Genomic DNA, 21,898 nt, shown 5'->3' with positions numbered 1-21,898 from the left:
TCGTCACGACAACCGCCCGGCGACGGGCACACGACGAGGAGCGCCAGACCGATGCAGGAGACGGACCCCGTGGCGGAGCCGGGAATGCGCGACCGCAAGAAGGCACGCACCCGCGAGACCATCCGCACGGCGGCGTTGGACCTCTTCGAGGAGCAGGGTTTCGAACGCACCACGGTCGACCAGATCTGCCGCGCGGCCGACGTCGCCCACCGCACCTTCTTCCGCTATTACGCCACCAAAGAGGCCCTGCTCTTCGGCTACGACTTCGGTCGGGCCATCCTCGGCGCCTTCGCCGAGGCACCCGCCGATCTGGGTCTTTGGGATGCGTTCGGCCATGCCGTGACCATCGCCGACGGCCGCCTGGAGGAGCCCGCCGATCACACCACCCGCCGCCGTCGGCTGCGTCGCCGCTTCCTGGAGATCCGCTCCGTCCGCGACTACGCCCTGATCCTGATCGACGACTTCGGACAGCAGGCTGCGGCCATCGCCGGCGAGCGACTCGGCGTCGGCCCGCACACGGACCTGCGCCCCCTGGCGCTCGGCGCGATGCTCACCGGAATGATCCGGCGCCACGTGATGACCGACTCCGAGACCGCACTGCCGGCCACCTGGAGCGAGGCGTACCAGGAAGTCCTGCGCTCCGGCAGCTGACCGGCCCGGGCCGCTGCCGGGAGCCTGCGTAACCGTTCACCTTCTCTCCCACCGCCCTCTCGCACTACCCCCTTCCCTCACACGTTCAGATTCTCCGGAAAGGCCCTTTATGTCCCTGATCAATTTCCGCGACCCCATCCTCGGCGCCGACCCCGAGGGCATGCGGATCCGTACGGGCCTGCTCTACCGTTCCGCCCAGCCCTTCCCCCACGCCGACCACGCCACGCTCACCCAGCTGGACGACCACGGCATCCGCACCGTCGTCGACCTGCGGGGCATCGCCGAGTGCGAGCCCGCCGACTGGGCCGCCGCCGAGGCTGCGGGGATCACAGTCATAGCCGCCCGGATGAATCCCACCACCGACACCATCGCGGCGGCCATGCGGACCATGACCACCGCCGCAGATCTCGGCGCCTTCTACCTGCTGCTGGCCGAACAGTCGCCCGCTGCCGTCACCGCCGCGGTCGAAGCCGCCGCACGCCCCGGCGGTGTCCTGCTGCACTGCGCCGCCGGCAAGGACCGCACCGGCCTGGTCACCGCACTGCTGCTCGACCTGCTCGGAGTGCCTGCCGAGGCGATCGTCGCCGACTACGCCCGCACCGGCGAGGCCTTGCCGCAGATCTCGGCCAACCTTGCCGAGCGCCACCCCGCCGCTCTCAACGACCCCGCCGCCCGTGACGCGATCCCCGCTCCGCTGCTGGCGGCTCCCGCCGAGGCGATGACCGCTTTCCTCGACCTCGTGCGTACCCGTCACGGCGGCGCCGCCGCCTTCCTCACCGCCTGCGGGACCACCGCAGACACCCTGACCGCCTTCCGCTCCAAGACCTCCAAGGAGACCATCGCATGCTGACACTGCGCCACCACGACGGCACACCGTTCCGCGACCTCAACCACAACGGCACCATGGAGCCCTACGAGGACCCCCGGCTGCCGGTCGAGGAACGTGTCGAGGACCTGGTGAGCCGGATGACGCTCGCCGAGAAGGCCGCCCTGATGTGCCACGGGCGGATGTTCGCCGGGAACAACCGTCCGGCCCTGCTCGGTGCCACGGTCCCGTCCGGCGCCGAACTGATCACCGAACGGGGCCTCACCGCCTTCGCCATGATGGCCGTCCCCGACGCCCGCACGATGGCCGAGTGGAACAACCATGTCCAGGATCTCGCCGCAGCCGAACGCCTCGGCATCCCTGTCACCCTCTCCTCCGACCCCCGGCACGGCTTCACCGCCAACCCCGCCACCGCACACATCGGCGGCGGCTTCAGCGCGGGCCCCGAGCCGATCGGCCTCGCCGCGACCGACGACCCCGCACTGGTCGAGGAGTACGCCGCCCTGATCGGCCGGGAACTGCGCGCCGTCGGGATCCGGGTCGCCCTCCACCCGATGGCCGACCTCGCCACCGAACCGCGATGGCCCCGTATCAGCGGCACCTTCGGTGAGGACGCCGATCGCGCGTGCCGGATGATCGCCGCCTACATCCGAGGGCTCCAGGGGGAGCGGATCGGGCCGGACAGCATCGCCTGCATGACCAAGCACTTCCCCGGCAACGGCCCCCAGGCACGTGGCGAAGACTCACACTTCGCCGCCGGCCGTCGACTCGTCTACCCCGGCGGCGCGTTCGAGCACCACCTGCGCCCCTTCGAGGCCGCCTTCGAGGCCGGCACGGCGCAGATCATGCCCGCGTACGCGATCCCCTCGGGGACGGGCCTGTCCGAGGTCGGCGCCAACTTCAACCGGGACGTCATCACCGGCCTGCTGCGCGGCCGGTACGGCTTCGACGGGGTCGTCTGCACCGACTTCAACGCCATCACCGGCAATGTCATCCCCGGCATCACCACCCTGCCGCCGCGCCACTGGGGCGTCGAGGAGCTGTCGGTGGCCGAGCAGGTCGTGCTGACCCTGGACGCAGGCGCCGACCAGCTCGGCGGCGAGACCGACCCCGCACTGATCCTGACCGCCGTCCGCTCCGGCGCGGTCAGCGAGGCACGTATCGACGAGTCGGCCCGCCGCATTCTGCGTGACAAGTTCCGCCTCGGCCTCTTCGACGACCCGTACGTCGACCCCGACGCTGCCACCGAACGAGTCGGCGCTCCGGCCGGCGTCGAACTCGGCCGCCGGGTCCAGCAGCAGTCACTGGTCCACCTCGCCGGGCAGCCGGTCGCCGGGCAGCGGCTGTACACAGAGGGGATCGATCCCGCCGTCGCCGCCCGCTACGGCACCGTCGTGGAGCGGGCCGAGGACGCGGACGCCGCAATTGTCCGGATCGCCGCACCGTACGAGAAGCGGGAGGGCTTCATGGAGCAGTTCTTCCACAACGGCTCGCTGGAATTCCCACAGGAGGAGTCGGAGCGTCTGCGCTCCCTCGCCGCCACTGTGCCCACCTGCTTCGCCGTCCACCTCGACCGCCCCGCCGTCCTTACCCCGCTCGCTGACCACGCGGCCCTCCTCATCGGCGAGTTCGGCGCCGACGACGACCTCGTACTCGACGCGGCCCTCGGGAAGGCGGCGATACCAGGATCCCTCCCGTTCGACCTCCCCTCCTCCATGGCCGCCGTCGAGGCCGCCCGCGAGGACGTGCCCTTCGACACCAAGGCCCCGCTGTTCCGCTGCGGCCACCCGGCAGCCCGGTGAGCCACGCCCCCGCTGCGGGTGGCCCCGCTTCGGTGCCACCCGCAGCGGGGCTGGCCCGCGGTCGGCCGCGAGGCCGACCGACCGCGCCATTCCGCCCTGCCAGAGACAGGTCTTGTTCAAGCCCTTGGAGCTCGCAGGTGTTGACGTCGGGCCAGCTCCTCGTCGTCGACCAGAGTGAGCATGGGCTGACCGGGCGCACACAACATGGTGACGAGGAATCGGCTCCAGGAGTCCGTCCGGTTGTTGCCGTCCTGGTAGTGGATGACATCGCCACCCGGCTCCCAGAACGTCTCTCCGGCCCTGATCACCCGCTCGGGCTCGCCTTCCAGCTCGAAGAGCATCTCCCCCTCCAGCATGTAACCGAAGGCGGGTCCCGAGTGCCGGTGGGGAGGGGTGCCAGGATCACCGGGAGGGAATTCGACGAGAACCGTCATCGCCTCTGCCCCCTCCGGAACGAACGGCGGTTTCGCCGACTGCAGCACGGTGAGCGCCGTCTTCCACGCTTCCGAGCGTGGCCGGCTCCCGGCGCCGCCCTCCGTCGGTTCATTGTTCGCCATGGGTGAGGTCTCCTCCGGTAGGCGGGCTGGGTCAGGAGAGCCAGTCCGTGTAGTGCGTGGGGGCGATACAGGCGTCGCCCTTGGTGGTGAGAACGTCGCCGCTGACAGCGGCGAACATGCCGGCGGTGACGACGCCGCGACCGTCGGGACGGGCGTCAAGGGTGATCCGTCCGAGGTCGTCGAGGGGGGAAGACGTCGGGCCCGCCGACGTTGAGATTGCCGTTCAGGGGGTACCCGCGGCGACTTCGGCGACGGCGTCGGAGACGTCCTGGGCGGCGATCGGCTGGATCGGGGTGGTGGGCAGACGGACGACATGACTCTCAGTGGTCCACGACAGGACCGCGGCGGCGTACTCCAGCGGCACGGCCTCGTTCCCTGCCGCGTTCAGCTTCTTCACGACCTGCGATCCGATCAGGTCCGTACCGCCGATCACTGCGAACTTCATCGGTCACCTTTCGTCGCGTACTGCTGGGTCATGCCCCCAGCCTGCGACGGCTTGGTGTGCGGCGCACGCGGGCCGTGCCCGGCAGTCCCCCCCGTGACGTACTCGTGCTGCTGAGCTCTGAGGCGGCACACCAGGTGGTGCTCTGGCTCGGCAGCGCTCTGCCACCATCAGGTCACCCAGGCCGCACGGGCCGTAGCAGCCGAAGCGGTCCGGCTCGATCGAACATACGATGGTCGGGAGCGTGCTCGGGCAGCTCGTCGTGCCGGCCGTCGGGAGCGCGCAGGGCGGAGGAGTATGGCACAGGCCACCGACGCAACGCGGACCGTCATCCTGACAGTGGACGACGACCCGGGAGTCTCCCACGCCATCGCCCGCGACCTGCAGCGCCGCTACGGCGGCGGCTACCGGATCGTACGCGCCGAGTCCGGCGAATCCGCGCTGGAGGCGCTGCGCGAGCTGAAGCTGCGCGGCGACCTGGTGGCCGTGATCCTCGCCGACTACCGGATGCCGCAGATGAACGGCATCGAGTTCCTCGAACAGGCCCTCGGCGTGTACCCGGGGGCGCGGCGCGTGCTGCTGACCGCCTACGCCGACACCGACGCTGCCATCGACGCGATCAACGTCGTCGACCTCGACCACTATCTCCTCAAGCCTTGGGACCCGCCCGAGGAGAAGCTCTACCCGGTCCTGGACGATCTCCTCACGGCCTGGCGGTCCAGCGACTACCGGCCGGTACCCGCCACCAAGGTGGTCGGGCACCGCTGGTCCGCCCCCTCCTCGCGGGCGCGCGAATTCCTCGCCCGCAACCAGGTGCCGTACCGCTGGTACTCCTCCGACGAACCGGAGGGACAGAGGCTTCTGGCGGCGGCCGGGGCCGACGGCCGACGGCTCCCCCTGGTGATCACGCCGGACGGTACCGCGCTGATCGAGCCGGAGTCGACCGAACTGGCCGCCCACGTGGGGCTCGCGACCACGCCGACCGCCGCGTTCTACGACCTCGTCATCATCGGCGGCGGCCCGGCCGGACTCGGCTCGGCGGTGTACGGGGCCTCCGAGGGGCTGCGGACCGTACTGGTCGAGCGGTCGGCGACCGGCGGACAGGCCGGCCAGAGTTCCCGCATCGAGAACTACCTCGGCTTCCCGGACGGCGTGTCCGGTGCGCAGCTGACCGATCGTGCCCGCCGCCAGGCGAGCCGCTTCGGTGCCGAGATCCTCACCGCTCGCGAGGTCACGGGGCTGGAGGTGAACGGTCCGGCGCGCGTCGTGCGCTTCTCCGACGGCTCAGCGGTCGCCGCGCACAGCGTCATCCTGGCGACCGGCGTGTCGTACCGGCAGCTGGAGGCGCCGGGATGCGACGAGCTGACCGGCTGCGGGGTGTACTACGGCTCGTCCCTCACCGAGGCGTCGTCCTGTGAGGGCCAGGACGTGTACGTCGTCGGCGGCGCGAATTCCGCCGGGCAGGCGGCGGTGTTCCTGGCTCGGGGCGCGAAGTCGGTGACCATGCTGGTGCGCGGGGAGTCCCTGACAGCGTCGATGTCGTACTACCTGATCCAGCAGATCGACGAGGCCCCGAACATCACCGTGCGGCCCCGGACCGTCGTCGAGGAGGCGCACGGCGAGGAGCACCTGGAACGGCTGATTCTGCGGGATACCGTGACCGGCGCCACCGAAGTCGTCGATGCCCAGTGGATGTTCGTCTTCATCGGTGCCGCCCCGCTGACCGACTGGCTCGGCGGGACTGTGCTGCGCGACGAGAACGGCTTCATCCTCGCCGGACCGGATTTGACGCCGGACGGGCGCCCCCCTGCCGAATGGGCACTGGACCGGCCGCCCTACTACCTGGAGACCAGCATCCCGGGTGTGTTCGTGGCGGGCGACGCGCGCGCCCGGTCCGCGAAGCGCGTCGCGTCCGCCGTAGGAGAGGGAGCCATGGCCGTGATACTCGTCCACCGCTTCCTGGAGCAGTCATGAGCGCACAGGTCATGGCCTGCGACCCGCACGAGATCGGCTCGCTGTTCCTCTTCGAGAAGCTCTCCCCGGAGCAGCTCGGACGGCTGTGCTCAGAGGGGCGGATGGAACGGTTCGAACCAGGCCCGGTCTACACCGAGGGCGACCCGGCGACCTGCTTCTACGTGATGGTCGAGGGAACCGTCGTACTGTCCCGCCGGGTCGGCGGCGACGATGTGGAGGTCAGTCGGACCTCGCAGCGCGGCGTGTACGCGGGGGCCATGCAGGCATATCTGGGCGACCAGGTCCCGCAGACGTACATCAACTCCATGCGGGTGACCGAACCCACCCGGTTCTTCGTACTGCCCGCACTGTCGTTCGCGGACATCATGCGGGAGTGGTTCCCGATGCCGACGCACCTGCTGGAGGGGCTCTTCTTCGGCTCCAAGAACACCCAGCGGGCCATTGGTCAGCGGGAACACCTGCTGGCGCTCGGATCGTTGTCCGCCGGACTCACCCACGAGCTCAACAATCCGGCCGCGGCCGCCGTCCGCGCCACCGCGGCGCTGCGTGAGCGGGTCGGCAGGATGCGGAACAAACTGGCGGTCATCGCCCAGGGCCGCTACTCCCGAGTGGCCCTCGCCGAGCTCATCGAGATCCAGGAACGCACCGCCGAACGCGTCGCCAAGGCACCGATGCTGACCCCTCTGGAGGCGTCCGACCGGGAGGACGAGCTCGCCGGCTGGCTGGAGGATCACGGCATCCCGGAGGGCTGGCGGATCGCGCCGGTCTTCGTCCAGGCCGGGCTGGACACTGACTGGCTGGACCAGGTCGCGGCGACCGTGGGCGAAGGCATCCTGCCGGGGGCGATCGGCTGGCTCAACTACACGGTCGAGACAGAGCTGCTGATGGACGAGATCGACGACTCAACCACCCGCATCTCCCGCCTGGTGGACGCGGCCAAGCAGTACGCGCAGCTCGACCGCGCCCCTCACCAGGACATCGACGTCCACGAACTCCTCGACAGCACGCTGCTGATGCTGTCCGGAAAGATCGGCCCTCGGGTGAGGGTGGTCAAGGACTACGACCGCTCCCTCCCCGAAATACCCGCCTACCCGGCGGAACTCAACCAAGTGTGGACCAACCTCATCGACAACGCGGTGGCCGCCATCGGCAGCACGGGCCACAACGGCACCCTGACGGTCCGCACGGCCAGGGAGGGTGACCGACTGCTCGTGGAGTTCCGCGACACCGGCCCCGGCGTCCCCGAGGACATCCGCAGCCGCATCTTCGACCCCTTCTTCACCACCAAGTCCGCCGGGGAGGGCACCGGCCTCGGCCTCGACATCTGCTGGCGGATCGTCGTCAACAAGCACCACGGCAGCCTCCAGGTCGAGTCCGTACCGGGCGACACGCGATTCCAGGTGCTGCTGCCGCTGACCGCCCCCGAGACCGAGGCCGAAACCACAACCACCGAGGAGTCCGTATGACCGACATCGACGGCATCGCGGCGAGCGTCTCGCCCAGCAGTACCGGCTGCGCGGACTGCGACGCAGTGGGGGGCTGGTGGTTCCACCTCCGGCGCTGCGCGCAGTGCGGCCACATCGGCTGCTGCGACTCGTCACCGGCCCAGCACGCCACCGCCCACTGGAAGTCCTCTGGACATCCCGTGGTACAGAGCTTCGAGCCGGGTGAGGAGTGGTACTGGAACTACGCCACCGACGTCCTGTACGAGTCCGGACCCGAACTGGCCCCGCCGACCAGCCACCCGGCCGCCCAGCCGACCCCGGGACCGGCCGACCGTGTCCCGCAGAACTGGCCGGACCTGCTCCATCCCTGAGAACCAGCGGCGGGATGAGCGAGATGGGCATATCGAGCTCACCAGGCCCGGCCGCTATCCGCTGATCGTGGTGGACGAGGTCGGCTACATCCCCTTCGGAGCGGAGGCCGCGAACCTGTGACGAGCCGAAGTCAGTATGCGCGAGCTTGGCCACCAGTTCCGCGAGTGCAAAGTACAGAGCGTGTTCCTCAGCCAGCGGGTCTCCTCTGCTCAGACTCCGTCGCCGGATTCGGTCGAAGACTTCGCGGACCCGCGGCCACCGGTCTTCACGTTCTGCCAGGATCAGGGCCTCGTCGATCTCTGGTGACCGCCTCCATCTTCCGGGCCGCGGCACCAAGAACGCTGTCTGCCCGAACAACGGGTTCTCGCTGTTGCTGGCACAAGTTCCGCCCCTGGATACAGAGACGCTCATTCGTCGGCAGGTCAGCCACGATCACTCCAATTCTCGTGGAGGAAGCGGCGGAGATCGGCGGCGAGGGCAGACATCTGCTCGCCGGCTTCCAGCCATGTGGTGACGGAACCCTCCCAGCCGCCGGCGGCAGCCGGCCAGGGCCGGAGGATCCAGGTCAACCCGACATGCCCGCCCGACCGGAAGACCGCTCTGAGGGTGAGGTCGTGATCGTTGTTCTGCCAGACGCGCTCTCCGTCCCACCCCCGAAAGTCCCGGGCCAGCTCCTCCAGAAAGGGCACCAGGTCCGCGTCCCAGATCCACGCGACTACTTCATCGACACGGGCATTCAGTCCGGGCGCGCATGCCTCAATGACGTAGTGCACGCAGTCTTCGTCCGGACGGAAACGGTCACAGAACCTCACCCTGACCGCCGGGTTGTCCTGGGAGCGGACGACCACCTCGGGCAATTCGTTGAGACCAATGTCGTGAGTGCTCATTCGCTGAACAGTAGGTCAGCTGGTCGCCCGCCCTCACCGTGATTCCGGGCCGGGCAGACGGCCGGGATCGACACCGGAGCCGTCACCCTTGACGGCAGCCGTTCGTGGCCGTGTCGTCGCTCGGAGGTGTCCACTCACTGGATGCGACGGACAGTCAGGTCCTCACCGTCGATGTCGGGGTGCGGGCCATGGCGGCGCCTACCGGGTCGGGGGCCAGATCAGCGGGATCACCGCAAGGGGCGGGCGGGAGGTCATCAGCGCAGGGTCGACTCCGTTGATCGTGGTGGGTACAAGTGGCGGCGGAGGCGAGCCAGGTCCTGGCGTCCTGGAGGGCATCGAACCAGCCGTCTTTGACACCGGGGATGCCCTTGACGCGATAGCGGGTGCACGCGTCACTCAGAGCCTCACTGGCCGACGAACCGGCACCGTTGTCACGGATTCAGTTATCCATCAGTGGTAGACCGGGCAGCACCTTCTCGATGGTGATGGGGAAGTCGCGCACGCGCACGCCGGTGGCGTTGAACACCGCGTTCGCGAGCGACGCACCGGCCCCGCAGATGCCCAGCTCGCCGACGCCCTTCGCGCCCAGGACGTTGGCCTTGTCGTCGTACCCGTCAAGGACGACCGCGTCGACGTCGGGGACATCGGCGTGGACCGGCACCAGGTATTGCGCGAAGTCCCGGTTGACGAAGGCGCCGGACCGCAGGTCGACCACGGCCTCTTCTTCGAGGGCCGCGCCGGCTCCCCAGATCATGCCGCCGATCAGCTGCGAGCGAGCCGTCTTCGCGTTGAGCACGCGGCCCACCGAGAACACGCCGAGCATCCGCCGCAGACGGATCTCGGCGGTGTCCGCGTCCACCCCCACTTCAGCAAAATGAGCCCCGTAGGTGTTGATCGAGTAGTCCGAGTAGTTCGGATCATCGCCCATGAAGCGAGTACCGCCCTCCGCCTCGAACCCTTCCGGATGGTTGCGTGCGACGATCTCGCTCAGCGCCTCGGACGCTCCGCCGACAACCACGTTGCCATCCGAGAACACGGCGTCTGCCGGGTCCAGGCCATGCAGCGGAGAGCGCGTGTCGCCGCGCGCCGCGGCCAGTAGCTGCTCGCGCAGGGCCATGCACGCACCATGCACCGCATTGCTCGAGCTGGCGGCGCCCCACGAGCCGCCGGACCCCCAGCTGGTGGGAAACTCGGAACGCCCGAGCTCGATCCGCACCCGATCGGTCGGCAGTCCGAGCCCGTCGGACGCGACCTGAGTCAGGACGGTGTACGTGCCCGTGCCGAGATCGGTCATGTCCGTCTGGACGACGGCGGTGCCGTCAGCCTCCAATCGCACCCGCACTGCTGCCGGCCCTTGGAAGTGCCCGCGGATGGCGGCCGACATGCCGTAGCCGACCAACCACCGCCCGTCGCGCACACTCGCCGGGGTGGCGGGGCGGTGTTCCCAGCCGAACCGGCGCGCGCCTTCGCGCAGGCACTCGACCAGGTGCCGGTCGCTGTAGGGCACGGCTCGCTCGGGATCGACGGTGGGCTCGTTGAGGATCCGCAGCTCGACCGGGTCCATTCCTAGCGCATGGGCCAGCTCGTCCATCGCCGACTCGACCGCCAGCATGCCCGGCGCTTCGCCCGGTGCACGTACGTCCGTCCCAGGCGGCAGATCGAGCGGCGCAAGCCGGTGGCTGGTCAACCGGTGAGGTGCGGCGTAGAGGCTGCGGGTCGTAGCGGCGGTCTGCTCGGCGTACTCCACGTCGGGGTTGGTGTGCATGGTGACGTCATGGGCGATCGCGGTCAGCTGTCCGTCCTGCTCCGCGCCCAGCCGGACCCGCTGTCTGGATGTGGGGCGGTTGCCGACGAGCTGGAAGATCTGCTGCCTGGTCATCGCGACCTTGACCGGTTGGCGCAACTCGCGAGCGGCGAGCGCCGCCAGGATCGTCTCGGAATGGACGCCCAGCTTGGAGCCGAATCCCCCGCCGACGAACGGGGTGACGATGTGGACCCGCTCCGGGTCGATCCGAAGCGTGGCGGCGACCGAGGCCCGCGCCGCGTCGACGATCTGGCAGCTGACGTAGACGGTCAGGTCCTCGTCGCGCGGTTCCACCAGACACGCGTGCGGTTCCATCGGCATCGAGAGCTCGTACGGCGTCGTGTACTGCTGGTCGACCCTCACCGCCGCGCTGTCGAACCCGGCATCGAAATCGCCGACCGCAGTGTCGGTGGGGAGACCGGCGTTGACCACTTTCGGGATGTACACCTCGTCTTCCTGCTCGGCGAAGTTGAAACGTCCGCGCCCGCCGGTGTATCTGACTTCGACCAGATCGGCCGCCGCTCGGGCCTGTTCGAGGGCCGTGGCGACGACGAGTGCCACCGGCTCGCCGTAATAGTGGATGTCGGGGCCGGTCAGCACCGGCTGGGCGCGCCAGTATTCGAACGGAACGGACTCATCACGGACACCCTGGGCGGGGGCATTGTGATAGGTCATCACCATCTTTACGCCAGGTGCGCGTTCGGCGCTCTCGGTGTCGATCCGGGTGATGCGGCCCTTGCCGATCGTCGCGCCGACGATGAACCCGTAGAGAGGTTGGCCGGCCCCCCACTGCTCGTAGGCGTATGTGGCCCGGCCGGAGACCTTCAACGGGCCGTCGACGCGGTTCAGTGCTTGCCCGATCATCTCGTCTCCTCAGCTTGCCTGAGCCGCTTGCGCCAGCGTCCGGCACAGCGTGCGTTTGGCCAGCTCGATCTTGAAGTCGTTGTGCCCCTGCCCCACGGCGTCGCGCATCGCGGCCTCGGCGGCGGCGCGATAGGTGACCATCGTGGCGGGCCGGCCGGTCAACGCGGCCTCCGCCTCGATGGACCGCCAGGGTTTGTGTGCCACACCGCCGAAAGCCACCCGCGCCTCACTGATCACTCCCTGATCGGTCGAGACGACAGCCGCCACGGAGACCAGCGCGAACTCGTACGACGCCCGGTCTCGCACCTTGCGGTAGGTCTGCCGGCCCGACAGGGGCGGGGGAAGGAGCACGCTCGTGATCATCTCGCGAGGACGCAGCACGGTCTCGATGTGCGGCGTATCGCCGGGCAGCCGGTAGAAGTCTGCGATGGCGACGCGGCGTACCGACCCGTCGGCGTCGAGCAGTTCGATCTCCGCCTCCAGCACGGTCATCGCGACGGCCATGTCCGAGGGGTGGGTGGCGATGCAGGAGTCGCTGACGCCGAGGAGGGCGTGAATCCTGTTGAACCCGCCGATCGCCGAGCATCCGGAACCGGGATCCCGTTTGTTGCAGCCCGCAGCGGTGTCGTAGAAGTAGGGGCAGCGAGTGCGCTGCAACAGATTTCCCCCGCTGGACGCCTTGTTGCGCAGTTGGCCCGAGGCTCCGGCCACCAGTGCCTCCGAAAGCACCGGGTAGCGGGTACGCACTCGGGCATCGGCGGCCACATCGGAATTCGCCGCCTGGGCCCCGATACGCAGTCCGCTGTCCGGGAGCTCCTCGATGTCCCGCAACGGAAGCCGACTGATGTCGACCAGATGGCTGGGCCTCTCGATGCCGAGCTTCATCAGGTCGAGCAGGTTGGTGCCGCCGCTGATGAACTTCGCGCCGGTTCTGGACACCGCAGCGACGGCGGCCTGCGCGTCGGTCGCTCGCTCGTACGTGAAGGATCTCATTCCGGGCCTCCCACCGCGATGCCGCGGATGGCCGCGACGATGTTCGGATAGGCGGCGCACCGACAGATGTTGCCGCTCATCCGCTCGCGGATCTCCTCATCGGTCAACGCGATCCGCGACGAGGTCACGTCAGCGGTGGCGTGGCTGGGCCAGCCTGCCTCCACCTCGGCGAGCATGCCGACAGCCGAACAGATCTGGCCGGGAGTGCAGTAGCCGCATTGGAAACCGTCACGCTCGACGAAGGCACGTTGCATGGGGTGCAGATCATCGGGATCGCCCAGGCCTTCGATCGTCACGATCTCGTCGTCCTCATGCATCACTGCGAGCGTCAAACAGGAGTTGACGCGTCGGCCGTTGATCAGCACTGTGCAGGCGCCGCACTGCCCGTGATCACACCCCTTCTTGGTCCCGCTCAGGCGCAGGTGTTCGCGCAGCGCGTCGAGCAGCGAGGTCCGTGGGTCCACCTCAAGAAGTCGCACCTGATCGTTGACGTTCAACTCGATCGCCGAGAGTTGGGCCATATCGCCCTGGCTCCGCCCCGCGGTGCCCGGATCCGAATCACTCATCACAGCCCGCCTTCCTCGCTGGGTGCGGGTGTCACCCTGGATGTGTCGCCACTGTGGGGCACGAAGCGTGGCCCGCCTGGGGCCACGCCCGCCCATCATCCAGCCGATGGGCGGGCCAGGACGGACGACACCTTCACGGGTTCACTCGGACGGTGCTGTACCTCAAGCCCGGAAGGGTTAGGTGAGCGGGAGGACGCATTGGGTCAGCTGCCCGGTGGGCGTTGACCCCGGATTCTGGACTCCGGAGAGGCTTGGATCTTGATGGTCCAGGAGCACGGAGTCCCTGTATCGAGATTCATGTCGATTCAAGCATGTGCGTGACAAGGCCGATGACCTTCGTACCGGATCACCCGCCCAGGCGGCACCAGGCCGCGCGTACGGAGGAGACAGCACGATGGATCTTGGGCTGGAGGGCCGCGTGGCCGTGGTCACTGGCGCTAGCCGGGGAATCGGGCTCGCGGTCGTGGAGGCCCTTGCCGCAGAGGGCGTGCAGGTGGTGGCCGGCGCGCGGCACTCCTCCGACGAGCTCGACGCGTTGGTCCACGGCGGGAACGTACGCCTGGTGCAGGTGGATCTCGCCGATGACGAGGGCGCCGGGCGGCTCGTCGCCGCGGCCGGGGACCGGATCGACGTACTCGTGAACAACGTGGGCTCGGCGTCGGCGCGGCCGGGCGGGTTCCTCGGCGTCACGGACGAGCAGTGGCGGGAGACGATGAACCTCAATCTTTTCACCGCGGTGCGTGCCACGCGGGAGGTTCTGCCGCTGATGCTGGCCAGGGGCAGCGGCTCGATCGTCAACATCTGCTCGGTCAACGCCGTTTACCCCGACCCGGGCGTGATCGACTACTGCGCTGCCAAGGCCGCCCTGGCGAACTTCTCCAAGGGCGTGTCCAAGGAGGTGGGCGGCCGCGGGATTCGTGTCAACACGGTCAGTCCCGGGCCCGTCGAGACCGATCTGTGGCTGGCCGGTGAGGGCATCGCAGCCGCCGTGTCGCAGGCGACAGGAATGGCGCCGGAGGAGGTGACCGCGCAGGCCGCGGGGATTGCGGTGACCGGCCGGTTCTCGAAGCCGGCCGAGGTTGCGGACGTGGTATTGGTGTTGGCGAGCGACCGGACAGGGAATGTCACCGGCTCCGACGTCACGATCGACGGCGGGTTCGTCACCACCTGGTAGTCGCACCGTGGCCATGCGGCAGAGCCGATGCGTTGTCTACCCGGCTTCCTCGCCCCGTGATCGACAAGCAGAACGGTCTTGCCACGCAGGTGCTCCGTCGCGAGCGCCTCGTAGGCCGCTCGCGTCTCGGTGACCGGTACGACTCGGGTCCACCACTGGCTTGAGTTTGCCGGTGTCGATCAGTTCGCTGATGGCAATGTGTCCGTGCCGGTCGGGTTCGACGATGAAGAACAGGCCCCGTGCTCCGCGGGCGGCGGCCTTTTCCTGGTCCGGCGGCTGCACGATGCTGACCACGATCCCGCTGGGTCGCACGGCCGCCCAGGAGCGGTGCAGCGTCTCGCCGCCGACCAAGTCGAGCACGGCGTCGGCATCGTGCACCAGGCCCTCGAAGCGTTCGTTCCGGTAGTCGATGACCTGCAAGGTGACGGCGACCTTGGACGCCTCGTAGGCGGAGGCGTATGGGAATCCGGCGTCTGCGCTGATGGAGCTGACGTTGGCGATGACGCCCGGGCGCTGCTTGCGGAAGATCGGGATGACCGTCTTGTTCAGCGCGATCAGCCCGAAGACGTTGGTGTGGAACTTGTGGTGGACCTGGTCCATCGTGGTGGCATCCAGAGGGCCGCCCTGACGGTAGCCGGCGTTGTTGATCAGTGCATCGAGACGGCCGAACTGGGACAGTGCCAGATCACCGAAGGCCAGGTCGGCATCTTCATGGTCGCCGTTCAGCAGGAGGGTCTTGACGCTGTCAAGGCCGGCGGGGACGTCCAGGTCCGCTCCCTTGCGAACCGTGGCGACGACGTTCCAGTCGGCTTCGGCAAAGCAGCGCACGCTCAGGTTGCCGAACCCGCTCGATGTGCCGGTCATGACGATGGTTCACTGCTGGCTGCCGCGCTCTTGGATGACGAATACGCCGCAAGTCGCTGGTCCCGTTGCCATGCCGGCCACGGAGGGAACGTTGGTGATCGAGCCGACACCCGCTGCGACTGGCACGGTGAGGTTCTCGCGGGTTCACGAGCCCGGTGCCGGTGACGTCGATCCGTATCATTTCGGCCCGCACCCCGGGATCCGTGGTGTCGACTCCCTGGTTCCTGGCCACGAGGTCCCGGCTGACGGTGACGGCTACGCGAGTCGGCGATGGTGACGGCGGTCGGTCGGCTTTCGTAGACATAGCAGCGACACTGCGGGCCGATGCCGGAAATCTGCGGCACTGCTACCGCTCCAGTCAGCCGGAACGCCCCGCGTGCCAGGGCCGTTTGAGTAGGCTTCACCCGTTCGAAGCGGCTCAGATCCTCATGTCATCGAGAGGGGGTGGCCTGATCGTCGACTGGCCGAACTTCGCGGAACGACTGCGCCATCATCGGCATGCGGCCCGGTTGACGTTGGAGGAGCTTGCCGAAGCCTCGGGGGTCAGCGTACGGACCTTGTCGGACCTGGAGCGCGGACGGAGCAAGGGGCCCCAGCCCCGGACCGTGAGCGCTGTGGTGAACGCGCTCGCGTTGGAGGAGTGCGCCCGCGAGCAGCTCGTCGAGCTGGCGCGGGACGGCCGCCTCCGGGATCACTGGACGCGTCCGACCGGTCTGTGCGAGCTGCCCAGGTCCGTGGACGACTTCACCGGACGCGCGGCGGAACTGGCCTGGATCGACGATCTTGTGCACGCTGAACCTGCTCCGGGCGCTCCTGTGGTGGGGCTCATCACCGGCTCAGCAGGATCGGGCAAGACGACCTTCGCCGTCCGCTCGGCCCATGCCTTACGGCCGGAATATCCCGACGGAGTGTTCTTCCTCGATCTCTTCGGTATGTCCCAGCGGCCGGTCGCCGTCTTCGACGCCTTGGGGCAGGTAATGGGTGCGCTGGGTATCGCGGATCAGCAGATGCCGGCCGACACCCCGGGGCGTAGCTCCTTGTACCGTTCAGTGCTGCGGGACCGGCGTGTGCTGGTCGTGCTCGACAACGCCGCGTCCGAGGAGCAGGTCCGTCCGTTGTTACCCGGAGCCGGTGCCGGCAGGGTTCTGGTCACCAGCCGGCGTCTGCTGGCCGGGCTGGAGGGCGTGCGGCGGCTCGTCCTGGGGCCGCTGCAGCTGTCGGAGGCCACGGAACTGCTGACCGGGATTGTCGGGGAGCGTTCCGCTGCGGATGGGCAGTCGGCGCTCGCCCGACTGGCCCAGTTGTGCGGAGGGCTGCCGCTGGCGCTTCGGATCATCGGGAACCGGCTGGCCAGCCGGCCCGGCTGGAGCGCTGTCGAACTCGCCGCCCGATTGTCGGACGAGGAACGCCGTCTCGATCACTTCAAGGCCGGCGACCTCAAGATCGCCAATGCTTTCCGGATGTCCTACGAACAGCTGGCGCCTCCCGCCCGGCAGGTCTTCCGCCGACTGGCCGTGGTGCCGGGCCGGGATTTCGGCGCCGCCCTCGCGGCAGTCGTCGGCGAGACCCCGATCGAGGACGCCTGGGACGCATTGGACGAACTCGTCGACCTCGGCCTGCTGCAGGACAGCACGCAGGACCGCTACCGCTTCCACGACCTGGTGCGGCTCTTCGCCCGCGAACGGCTGCACGAGGAGGAAAGCCCGGCTGACCGCGATGCGCTCACCGAAAGGGTCACGTCGTGGCTGCTGAGGACGGCAACAACGGCCGGGCGGTGGTTCGAGCCGGCGTACGGCCGTCCCGAGCGGCCTGACGCCGGCCTTGCCGCCCTGCCCTCGGCGGAGCAAGCCGAACGCTGGCTGCGCGTGAACGTGGCCAACTGGCTGGGCGCGATGCGGTTCGCGGCGAGCATCGGACAGCACACCGCAGTCCTCGACTGCGCCGAGTCGATGCACTGGTTCTCCGACCGGTGGGTCCATGCCCCTCACTGGCACGAAGTCTTCACCCTCGGTGCGCAGGCCGCCGCCGCTCTCGGTGATCTCGCCCAGCACGCGACACAGTTGAACTACCTGGCCTGGGTGCAGGGGATTCCGCTGAACAGCCCGGAAACCATGCTGCGCACCGCGGCTGAGGCGTTGGACCTCGCCACGCGCAGCAGCAGCACGGTGCAGATCGCCTGGTCGTACAACTACACCGCCGTCGCACTCCGCAAGCTCGGCAGGAGCAAGGATGCCGTGAAGTCGGCGTCGCAGGCGACGGGGATTTTCGACTTCCTCGGTGACATCGACGCGTACTTCGCCGCCCTCAGCAACCTAGGCCATTGCCTGCGTGACGCAGGACGCCACGACGAGGCGCTGGAGCGATTCCGCGAGGCATTGACCCTCGTGAGCGACGACGAGTCCGGGATGACGCCGAGCATCGCGGCGCACCTCCGGCCGTACACGTTGGCTGATCTCGGCCGCTGTCTGGGGCTCCTCGGGCATCGCGGCGAAGCCATCGCCACGCTCACCGAGGCGGTTGCGGTGATGGAGTCGTTCGATTCCAACATCATGCAGGCTCTCGCACTGGAGACGCTCGCAGCACTGCTGGCCGAAGAAGGCCAGGCCGGCTTGAGCCGGCGAGCCTATGCACGTGCGGCGCAGGTCTTCGAGGCGATCGGCGACGCCGAGGCGCACACCCGCTGCCACGGCCTGGCGACCCCCGCGCCCTGAGGGCACACGCCGATGTGCGCAGGGAGTTCTGCGTGCTGTTCTGCATGGCGGGGTCACCGCCGCACGACTTGAATCGGCTCCACCGGGCAGGCGCGTGCCCTGTCCCACCACGTCAGGAGTGACCATGACGGCAATCAGGAACATCGTGCTCGTGCACGGCGGCTTCGTGGACGGATCGGGCTGGCAGGGCGTCTACCAGCAACTGACGGACAACGGGTACCGGGTGGCCGTCGTACAGAACCCGACCCTGTCGCTGGCCGGTGACGTCACTGCCACCCACCAAGTCCTCGACGGGCTCGACGGACCGGCCATCCTGGTCGGCCATTCCTACGGCGGCGTCGTCATCACGGAAGCCGGCAAGCACCCGAACGTTGCCGCGCTCGCCTACATCGCCGCGTTCGCCCCCGACAAGGGTGAGTCGGTCAGCTCCCTGATCGCCGACCCGCCGCCCGGTGCGCCGGTTCCGCCGATCCTGCCGCCCCAGGACGGGTTCCTGTTCCTGGACCGGGACAAGTTCGCGGCGTCGTTCGCAGCCGACGTGCCCGAAGCGCAGGCGGCGTTCATGGCCGACTCCCAGGTCCCGTGGGGCGTCGACGCGCTCGGTGGAGCGGTGTCCGAACCGGCCTGGCGGACCAAGCCGTCCTGGTACCTGGTTGCCACCGAAGACCGGATGATCCCGCCGCCCGCCCAGCGGGCCATGTCCGAGCGGGCCGGCGCGACCGTCATCGAGACCCCGGGAAGCCACGCCGTCTACGTCTCCCGCCCGGCCACGGTGGCCGCCGTCATCGCCCAGGCCGCCGAGGGCCTCAACGGCCAGTCCTAGCGGCCGATGACGCCACCACCCCCGTACCGCCGTTCTGTCCGGGCGGCACCCCCGCCCGGACAGGACACCTCCATCCCTGTCCACCACCCCGGGGTGCCCGTATGCCCGTCCGCCCCACGACGCAGAATGATCACCGCTGGAGCGGCCACCGCCGCGGCGGCCGCTTCCTTCACTCCGGCCAGTTCCACCGCCGTCGGCACCGCCAGGCCACACCACCTCACCGCCGCCGAGCTCAAGCTCAGCGCCGCGGAGACGACCCGGCTGGAGGAGCACTGCACCACGCGCCCCGCCTCCGGCTTCTGACCCGCGCCCGCTCGGAACAGGACGGTCACCCGGCCACGGTTTCGAGCGGGTCCGCCTCGCCGCGTACCGATACCGGTACGTACCCCGAAGTGGAGCCGCGATGCGCGGCGACCTTCGAGGCGACGCCCCCGCCCGGCCAGGGACCAGGCAAGCCGGGGTCGGTTGTGGCCCGCACCATGGAAACGGTCGGGGTGACGCGGCGTGCAGGCGCCCCTCGGCCTTCCCACGCTCGGTCAGGGCCGTTTGGGACGCCCCTCCTGGCGTGCTCCTGACGCGGGAATCCAGCTGGCGGCAAGCGGAGTGGCCTGCTTCACAATTGATGGAGTGAAATTTGATCTGTCCCGTGTCTCTGGTTGCCGTCAGGTCCTCCGGCATGGCCCGTGGCCAACGGGGGTGCTGTCCGATGGGTGTGGCCCGCGCACGGCAAAATGGTCGGTCGGCTGGGACACCCTGACCTCCCTGTCCATCTCGTCCCGGTCATGCGCCGCTTCCTGGAGAGGTGCACCAGCACCTGTACAGCGTGGTCGCCGTACGGGACATCGACATGCGGGAGATGAACGTCGTCTAGGAACCGGGCAGTTCGCACCAGTGCCCGCCGACCCTGACCTGGCTCATGTCCCGCCAGGACGGACGGGTCAGGCAATTGCGCGTCATCTACCAGAGGGCGCGGATCCACGCGGAGTACGTCACCTCGAGACCATCGCGCCGGAACAGGCGCGTGACCTCCGGACAACGCTGTGCGGCTACGACCGCCATGAAGCCGGACTGGCGCTCCTCGCGACGGTCGAGCTGTACCGCCGCTGGAGCGACGCAGCGCCCCTCCAGCGGCGCCACCACGCCGAGAAGCTCGCCGTGCAATACCTCCACGAAGTCGTAGAACAGGGACGCTGACCGAAGCGGCCGGCCCGCCCGGGACGCAAATGCGGTCTCACGGGGAGGCCGATCGGAAGGGGTGTCCCGGCATGGCCTGCGGGCCGGTGCGATCAGTGCACGGACCAGCGCGTGCAGGCCAGGGACCTGGGCTTCTCACGGCTCCAGGAGCGCTCCGAAGAACTCGGCCAGCCTGTCGACAGCGGGTGTGACGCAGGCGTCCTTGTCGTAGAGGTCGTTGTGTACGGCGCCTTCGATCCAGTGCAGTTCCTTCGGGGCGCCCGCCTTCTGGAATGCTTCCACGCTCATCCACGATGTCACCGCTTCGCGTCCGGTGATCATCAGCAGGGGACGTGGCGCGATGAGTCCGACAGCGTGGAAGGCGTCGAAGGAGGCGATGCGGTCGACGCTGCTCCAGGTGAACGTCTTGGCGGATCGGGGATGCTCGGCGCGTGGCGTGCAGTAGTACTCCCAGCCCTCATGGACGTGCGGGCCGGCGCGGCGCGCCTCGGCCTCGGTCGCGGGGAAGAGCGGGAAGCGCCGGATGCCCTCCCCGCGGGCCTCGGTGGTGCGGGCCGCTGCGGCTGCGGCGAGCATGTTCTGCAGCGCGTCGGGGTCCTGGGTGCCGTCCGCGCCGAGGCGGAACTGCCGGGAGATGTCGACCGCGCTCACCGTGCTGACGGCCCGGATGCGGTGGTCCGTGGCCGTGGCGGCCAGGGCGTAGCCGCCGGAGGCGCAGATCCCGAGTGCCCCGATCCGGCCGGCGTCGACCTCGTCGTGGGTGGAGAGGAAGGACACGGCGGCCTTGAGGTCCTCCACTCTCTGGCCCGGGTCCTCCAGACCGCGCGGTTCTCCCTCGCTGGCGCCCTGATACGCGGCGTCGAAAGCGAGCGTGACGAATCCGCGCTCGGCCAGGCGCCGGGCGTAGAGCCCTGCGGCCTGTTCCTTGACCCCGCTGCCGGGGTGGCCGACGACGATCGCCGGGCGGAAGCCGGAGGCGGGGGCGTCGGGCGTGTAGAGATGGCCGACCAGTTTGAGCCCGTTGCTGGGGAATATGACGTCTCTGTGCATGGTGATGCACTCCCGTCGAAAACGTAGGGATATGTGCCCGAGCCGGGCATCCGGTCCCCGGATCTATCTCTTCACTCTGGCCGACGTCGCACCCGCCCCTTCGCCGAGTTCACCCGAGCGACATCAAGTCGCGCCTCGCCTGGAGCAGTTGCTCCACACCATGCACGACGTACCCGCCCTGGTGCTGCGTCGCGGCATGGACGTCCTCGCGTGGAACCGGGGAGCGGCGGCCCTCCTGACCGACTTCGCCGTGCTGCCTGCGGCGCAGCGGAACATGATCCGGCTCACTTTCCTCGACAACGCCTTCCGCTCCCTGTACGCGGACTGGCCCCTGGTCGCCCGCGAGTGTGTCGCCGTGCTGCGGATGGAAGCCGGCCGCGCGCCTCATGACGCGGCCCTGGCGGAGCTGGTCGGGGAACTCACTGCACGGGACCCGGACTTCCGTATCTGGTGGGCGGGTCACCGGGTACGAGGACCGCGGCAGCTCACGAAGACATACATTCACCCGGTCGTCGGCCGACTCACATTGGACGTCCAGCAGTTCACCGTCGACACCCACCCCGACCAGCTGCTCGTGGCATACACAGCCCCGCCCCGTTCGCCGTCGCACGAGGCGTTCAAACGCCTGCTTCAGAGGTCTCGCGATCGCACCGCGGTCACCGGCGGCGCATCGTCGCGTGATGCAGGAACTGCCCGGCGGGCTCGCTGACAGCGCCGCACGGAGCGCGGCCCGGCCCGATGGTGCCGGAGCACCCCCGGAACGGCGCCACCAAGCCGATCAGCTCACCGTGGAGCACCTCCACTGATGGGGCTCTTTGAGAGTCCCCACCACCCCCTCGGAATGACCCCGGACCTGCTCGACGGATCTCCTCGCCCACGATGGCGAGGGCGGCGGCGTC

The 21,898-nt window shown here is 69.0% G+C and carries 20 protein-coding genes and 1 pseudogene; 12 read left to right on the top strand and 9 right to left on the bottom strand.

The genetic code is table 11. The annotated features are described in order from the left end of the window. The first annotated feature begins 51 nt into the window (after positions 1 to 51). From ACFYY7_RS36855 to ACFYY7_RS36845, 3 genes are all read left to right on the top strand, one after another. Positions 52 to 651: a TetR family transcriptional regulator gene (locus ACFYY7_RS36855; protein ID WP_388668100.1), complete on the top strand. Its 600-nt coding sequence runs from the start codon at positions 52 to 54 to the stop codon at positions 649 to 651. A gap of 109 nt (positions 652 to 760) precedes the next feature. Continuing rightward, complete coding sequence (locus tag ACFYY7_RS36850; protein ID WP_388668098.1) at positions 761 to 1,501, top strand: tyrosine-protein phosphatase; 741 nt, start codon at positions 761 to 763, stop codon at positions 1,499 to 1,501. Then, entirely contained in the window at positions 1,495 to 3,279 is a 1,785-nt protein-coding gene (locus ACFYY7_RS36845; protein ID WP_388668096.1) for a glycoside hydrolase family 3 protein, read from the top strand. Before ACFYY7_RS36850 ends, ACFYY7_RS36845 begins: the two co-directional genes overlap by 7 nt. A gap of 116 nt (positions 3,280 to 3,395) precedes the next feature. Here ACFYY7_RS36845 and ACFYY7_RS36840 read toward each other — a convergent pair whose 3' ends face one another. Both ACFYY7_RS36840 and ACFYY7_RS36835 read right to left on the bottom strand, forming a co-directional pair. Continuing rightward, on the bottom strand, positions 3,396 to 3,836 hold the full coding sequence (locus ACFYY7_RS36840) for a cupin domain-containing protein (RefSeq protein ID WP_388668094.1): 441 nt from the start codon (positions 3,834 to 3,836) through the stop codon (positions 3,396 to 3,398). A 223-nt stretch (positions 3,837 to 4,059) separates the two neighbouring features. Next, positions 4,060 to 4,281: a hypothetical protein gene (locus ACFYY7_RS36835; RefSeq protein WP_388668092.1), complete on the bottom strand. Its 222-nt coding sequence runs from the start codon at positions 4,279 to 4,281 to the stop codon at positions 4,060 to 4,062. Positions 4,282 to 4,575: 294 nt separating this feature from the next. Here ACFYY7_RS36835 and ACFYY7_RS36830 point away from each other — a divergent pair, with 294 nt between their 5' ends. The 3 genes from ACFYY7_RS36830 to ACFYY7_RS36820 are packed head-to-tail and all read left to right on the top strand — an operon-like array spanning position 4,576 to position 8,068. Then, positions 4,576 to 6,252, top strand: coding sequence for an FAD-dependent oxidoreductase (locus tag ACFYY7_RS36830; RefSeq protein ID WP_388668090.1), 1,677 nt, complete (start codon positions 4,576 to 4,578; stop codon positions 6,250 to 6,252). Further along, positions 6,249 to 7,718: an ATP-binding protein gene (locus ACFYY7_RS36825; protein ID WP_388668088.1), complete on the top strand. Its 1,470-nt coding sequence runs from the start codon at positions 6,249 to 6,251 to the stop codon at positions 7,716 to 7,718. Before ACFYY7_RS36830 ends, ACFYY7_RS36825 begins: the two co-directional genes overlap by 4 nt. Next, a complete protein-coding gene (locus ACFYY7_RS36820; protein WP_388668086.1) occupies positions 7,715 to 8,068 on the top strand; it encodes a UBP-type zinc finger domain-containing protein in 354 nt (117 codons plus the stop codon). The genes ACFYY7_RS36825 and ACFYY7_RS36820 overlap by 4 nt, the downstream gene beginning before the upstream one ends. 423 nt (positions 8,069 to 8,491) lie before the next feature. On the opposite strand, the gene ACFYY7_RS36815 is transcribed toward ACFYY7_RS36820, so the two are convergent. The 4 genes from ACFYY7_RS36815 to ACFYY7_RS36800 all read right to left on the bottom strand — a co-directional run bounded on the left by ACFYY7_RS36815 (position 8,492) and on the right by ACFYY7_RS36800 (position 13,183). Beyond that, positions 8,492 to 8,956: a DUF6228 family protein gene (locus ACFYY7_RS36815; protein ID WP_388668084.1), complete on the bottom strand. Its 465-nt coding sequence runs from the start codon at positions 8,954 to 8,956 to the stop codon at positions 8,492 to 8,494. Between the two features lie 439 nt (positions 8,957 to 9,395). Continuing rightward, on the bottom strand, positions 9,396 to 11,624 hold the full coding sequence (locus tag ACFYY7_RS36810; RefSeq protein WP_388668082.1) for a molybdopterin cofactor-binding domain-containing protein: 2,229 nt from the start codon (positions 11,622 to 11,624) through the stop codon (positions 9,396 to 9,398). Positions 11,625 to 11,633: 9 nt separating this feature from the next. Continuing rightward, complete coding sequence (locus tag ACFYY7_RS36805) at positions 11,634 to 12,617, bottom strand: FAD binding domain-containing protein (RefSeq protein WP_388668080.1); 984 nt, start codon at positions 12,615 to 12,617, stop codon at positions 11,634 to 11,636. Continuing rightward, positions 12,614 to 13,183 carry a 2Fe-2S iron-sulfur cluster-binding protein gene (locus ACFYY7_RS36800; RefSeq protein ID WP_388668078.1) on the bottom strand — a complete coding sequence of 190 codons (570 nt, stop codon included), beginning with the start codon at positions 13,181 to 13,183 and terminating at the stop codon, positions 12,614 to 12,616. Before ACFYY7_RS36800 ends, ACFYY7_RS36805 begins: the two co-directional genes overlap by 4 nt. 394 nt (positions 13,184 to 13,577) lie before the next feature. Between ACFYY7_RS36800 and ACFYY7_RS36795 the strand changes: the two genes are divergently transcribed. Next, positions 13,578 to 14,357 (top strand): SDR family NAD(P)-dependent oxidoreductase, encoded by a 780-nt coding sequence (locus ACFYY7_RS36795; RefSeq protein WP_388668076.1) that lies wholly within the window; start codon positions 13,578 to 13,580, stop codon positions 14,355 to 14,357. A gap of 36 nt (positions 14,358 to 14,393) precedes the next feature. Here the strand turns inward: ACFYY7_RS36795 and ACFYY7_RS36790 are convergent, their stop codons facing one another. After that, positions 14,394 to 15,221 carry an SDR family NAD(P)-dependent oxidoreductase gene (locus ACFYY7_RS36790; protein WP_388668075.1) on the bottom strand — a complete coding sequence of 276 codons (828 nt, stop codon included), beginning with the start codon at positions 15,219 to 15,221 and terminating at the stop codon, positions 14,394 to 14,396. Between the two features lie 428 nt (positions 15,222 to 15,649). Between ACFYY7_RS36790 and ACFYY7_RS36785 the strand changes: the two are divergent. The 4 genes and pseudogenes from ACFYY7_RS36785 to ACFYY7_RS36770 form a co-directional block, all read left to right on the top strand. Beyond that, positions 15,650 to 15,868: pseudogene (locus tag ACFYY7_RS36785) on the top strand (helix-turn-helix domain-containing protein); the annotation flags it as partial. A gap of 87 nt (positions 15,869 to 15,955) precedes the next feature. Further along, positions 15,956 to 17,932: an ATP-binding protein gene (locus tag ACFYY7_RS36780; protein WP_388668192.1), complete on the top strand. Its 1,977-nt coding sequence runs from the start codon at positions 15,956 to 15,958 to the stop codon at positions 17,930 to 17,932. Between the two features lie 124 nt (positions 17,933 to 18,056). Beyond that, on the top strand, positions 18,057 to 18,755 hold the full coding sequence (locus ACFYY7_RS36775; RefSeq protein WP_388668074.1) for an alpha/beta fold hydrolase: 699 nt from the start codon (positions 18,057 to 18,059) through the stop codon (positions 18,753 to 18,755). Positions 18,756 to 18,881: 126 nt separating this feature from the next. Continuing rightward, complete coding sequence (locus ACFYY7_RS36770; protein WP_388668073.1) at positions 18,882 to 19,058, top strand: hypothetical protein; 177 nt, start codon at positions 18,882 to 18,884, stop codon at positions 19,056 to 19,058. 654 nt (positions 19,059 to 19,712) lie between these two features. Here the strand turns inward: ACFYY7_RS36770 and ACFYY7_RS36765 are convergent. Further along, positions 19,713 to 19,925, bottom strand: a complete 213-nt coding sequence (locus tag ACFYY7_RS36765; RefSeq protein WP_388668072.1) for a hypothetical protein — start codon at positions 19,923 to 19,925, stop codon at positions 19,713 to 19,715. Between the two features lie 159 nt (positions 19,926 to 20,084). Continuing rightward, positions 20,085 to 20,999 carry an alpha/beta hydrolase gene (locus tag ACFYY7_RS36760; protein WP_388668071.1) on the bottom strand — a complete coding sequence of 305 codons (915 nt, stop codon included), beginning with the start codon at positions 20,997 to 20,999 and terminating at the stop codon, positions 20,085 to 20,087. Here ACFYY7_RS36760 and ACFYY7_RS36755 point away from each other — a divergent pair. Continuing rightward, on the top strand, positions 20,983 to 21,708 hold the full coding sequence (locus tag ACFYY7_RS36755) for a transcriptional regulator (protein WP_388668070.1): 726 nt from the start codon (positions 20,983 to 20,985) through the stop codon (positions 21,706 to 21,708). The two genes, ACFYY7_RS36760 and ACFYY7_RS36755, sit on opposite strands and share 17 nt — an antisense overlap. The last annotated feature ends 190 nt before the right edge of the window (positions 21,709 to 21,898 follow it).

Source organism: Streptomyces sp. NPDC001933 (assembly GCF_042890955.1).
GTDB lineage: Bacteria > Actinomycetota > Actinomycetes > Streptomycetales > Streptomycetaceae > Streptomyces.
This window is presented reverse-complemented; position numbering and strand designations above follow the sequence as displayed.

What these genes read in the sequence shown, in the direction of transcription:
- ACFYY7_RS36805 (WP_388668080.1), bottom strand. Translation starts at nt 12,617, where the DNA reads ATGAGATCCTTCACGTACGAGCGAGCGACCGACGCGCAGGCCGCCGTC.
- ACFYY7_RS36755 (WP_388668070.1), top strand. Translation starts at nt 20,983, where the DNA reads ATGACGTCTCTGTGCATGGTGATGCACTCCCGTCGAAAACGTAGGGAT.
- ACFYY7_RS36775 (WP_388668074.1), top strand. Translation starts at nt 18,057, where the DNA reads ATGACGGCAATCAGGAACATCGTGCTCGTGCACGGCGGCTTCGTGGAC.
- ACFYY7_RS36845 (WP_388668096.1), top strand. Translation starts at nt 1,495, where the DNA reads ATGCTGACACTGCGCCACCACGACGGCACACCGTTCCGCGACCTCAAC.
- ACFYY7_RS36795 (WP_388668076.1), top strand. Translation starts at nt 13,578, where the DNA reads ATGGATCTTGGGCTGGAGGGCCGCGTGGCCGTGGTCACTGGCGCTAGC.
- ACFYY7_RS36815 (WP_388668084.1), bottom strand. Translation starts at nt 8,956, where the DNA reads ATGAGCACTCACGACATTGGTCTCAACGAATTGCCCGAGGTGGTCGTC.
- ACFYY7_RS36800 (WP_388668078.1), bottom strand. Translation starts at nt 13,183, where the DNA reads ATGAGTGATTCGGATCCGGGCACCGCGGGGCGGAGCCAGGGCGATATG.
- ACFYY7_RS36840 (WP_388668094.1), bottom strand. Translation starts at nt 3,836, where the DNA reads ATGGCGAACAATGAACCGACGGAGGGCGGCGCCGGGAGCCGGCCACGC.
- ACFYY7_RS36830 (WP_388668090.1), top strand. Translation starts at nt 4,576, where the DNA reads ATGGCACAGGCCACCGACGCAACGCGGACCGTCATCCTGACAGTGGAC.
- ACFYY7_RS36790 (WP_388668075.1), bottom strand. Translation starts at nt 15,221, where the DNA reads ATGACCGGCACATCGAGCGGGTTCGGCAACCTGAGCGTGCGCTGCTTT.
- ACFYY7_RS36850 (WP_388668098.1), top strand. Translation starts at nt 761, where the DNA reads ATGTCCCTGATCAATTTCCGCGACCCCATCCTCGGCGCCGACCCCGAG.
- ACFYY7_RS36760 (WP_388668071.1), bottom strand. Translation starts at nt 20,999, where the DNA reads ATGCACAGAGACGTCATATTCCCCAGCAACGGGCTCAAACTGGTCGGC.
- ACFYY7_RS36825 (WP_388668088.1), top strand. Translation starts at nt 6,249, where the DNA reads ATGAGCGCACAGGTCATGGCCTGCGACCCGCACGAGATCGGCTCGCTG.
- ACFYY7_RS36770 (WP_388668073.1), top strand. Translation starts at nt 18,882, where the DNA reads ATGATCACCGCTGGAGCGGCCACCGCCGCGGCGGCCGCTTCCTTCACT.
- ACFYY7_RS36855 (WP_388668100.1), top strand. Translation starts at nt 52, where the DNA reads ATGCAGGAGACGGACCCCGTGGCGGAGCCGGGAATGCGCGACCGCAAG.
- ACFYY7_RS36820 (WP_388668086.1), top strand. Translation starts at nt 7,715, where the DNA reads ATGACCGACATCGACGGCATCGCGGCGAGCGTCTCGCCCAGCAGTACC.
- ACFYY7_RS36835 (WP_388668092.1), bottom strand. Translation starts at nt 4,281, where the DNA reads ATGAAGTTCGCAGTGATCGGCGGTACGGACCTGATCGGATCGCAGGTC.
- ACFYY7_RS36810 (WP_388668082.1), bottom strand. Translation starts at nt 11,624, where the DNA reads ATGATCGGGCAAGCACTGAACCGCGTCGACGGCCCGTTGAAGGTCTCC.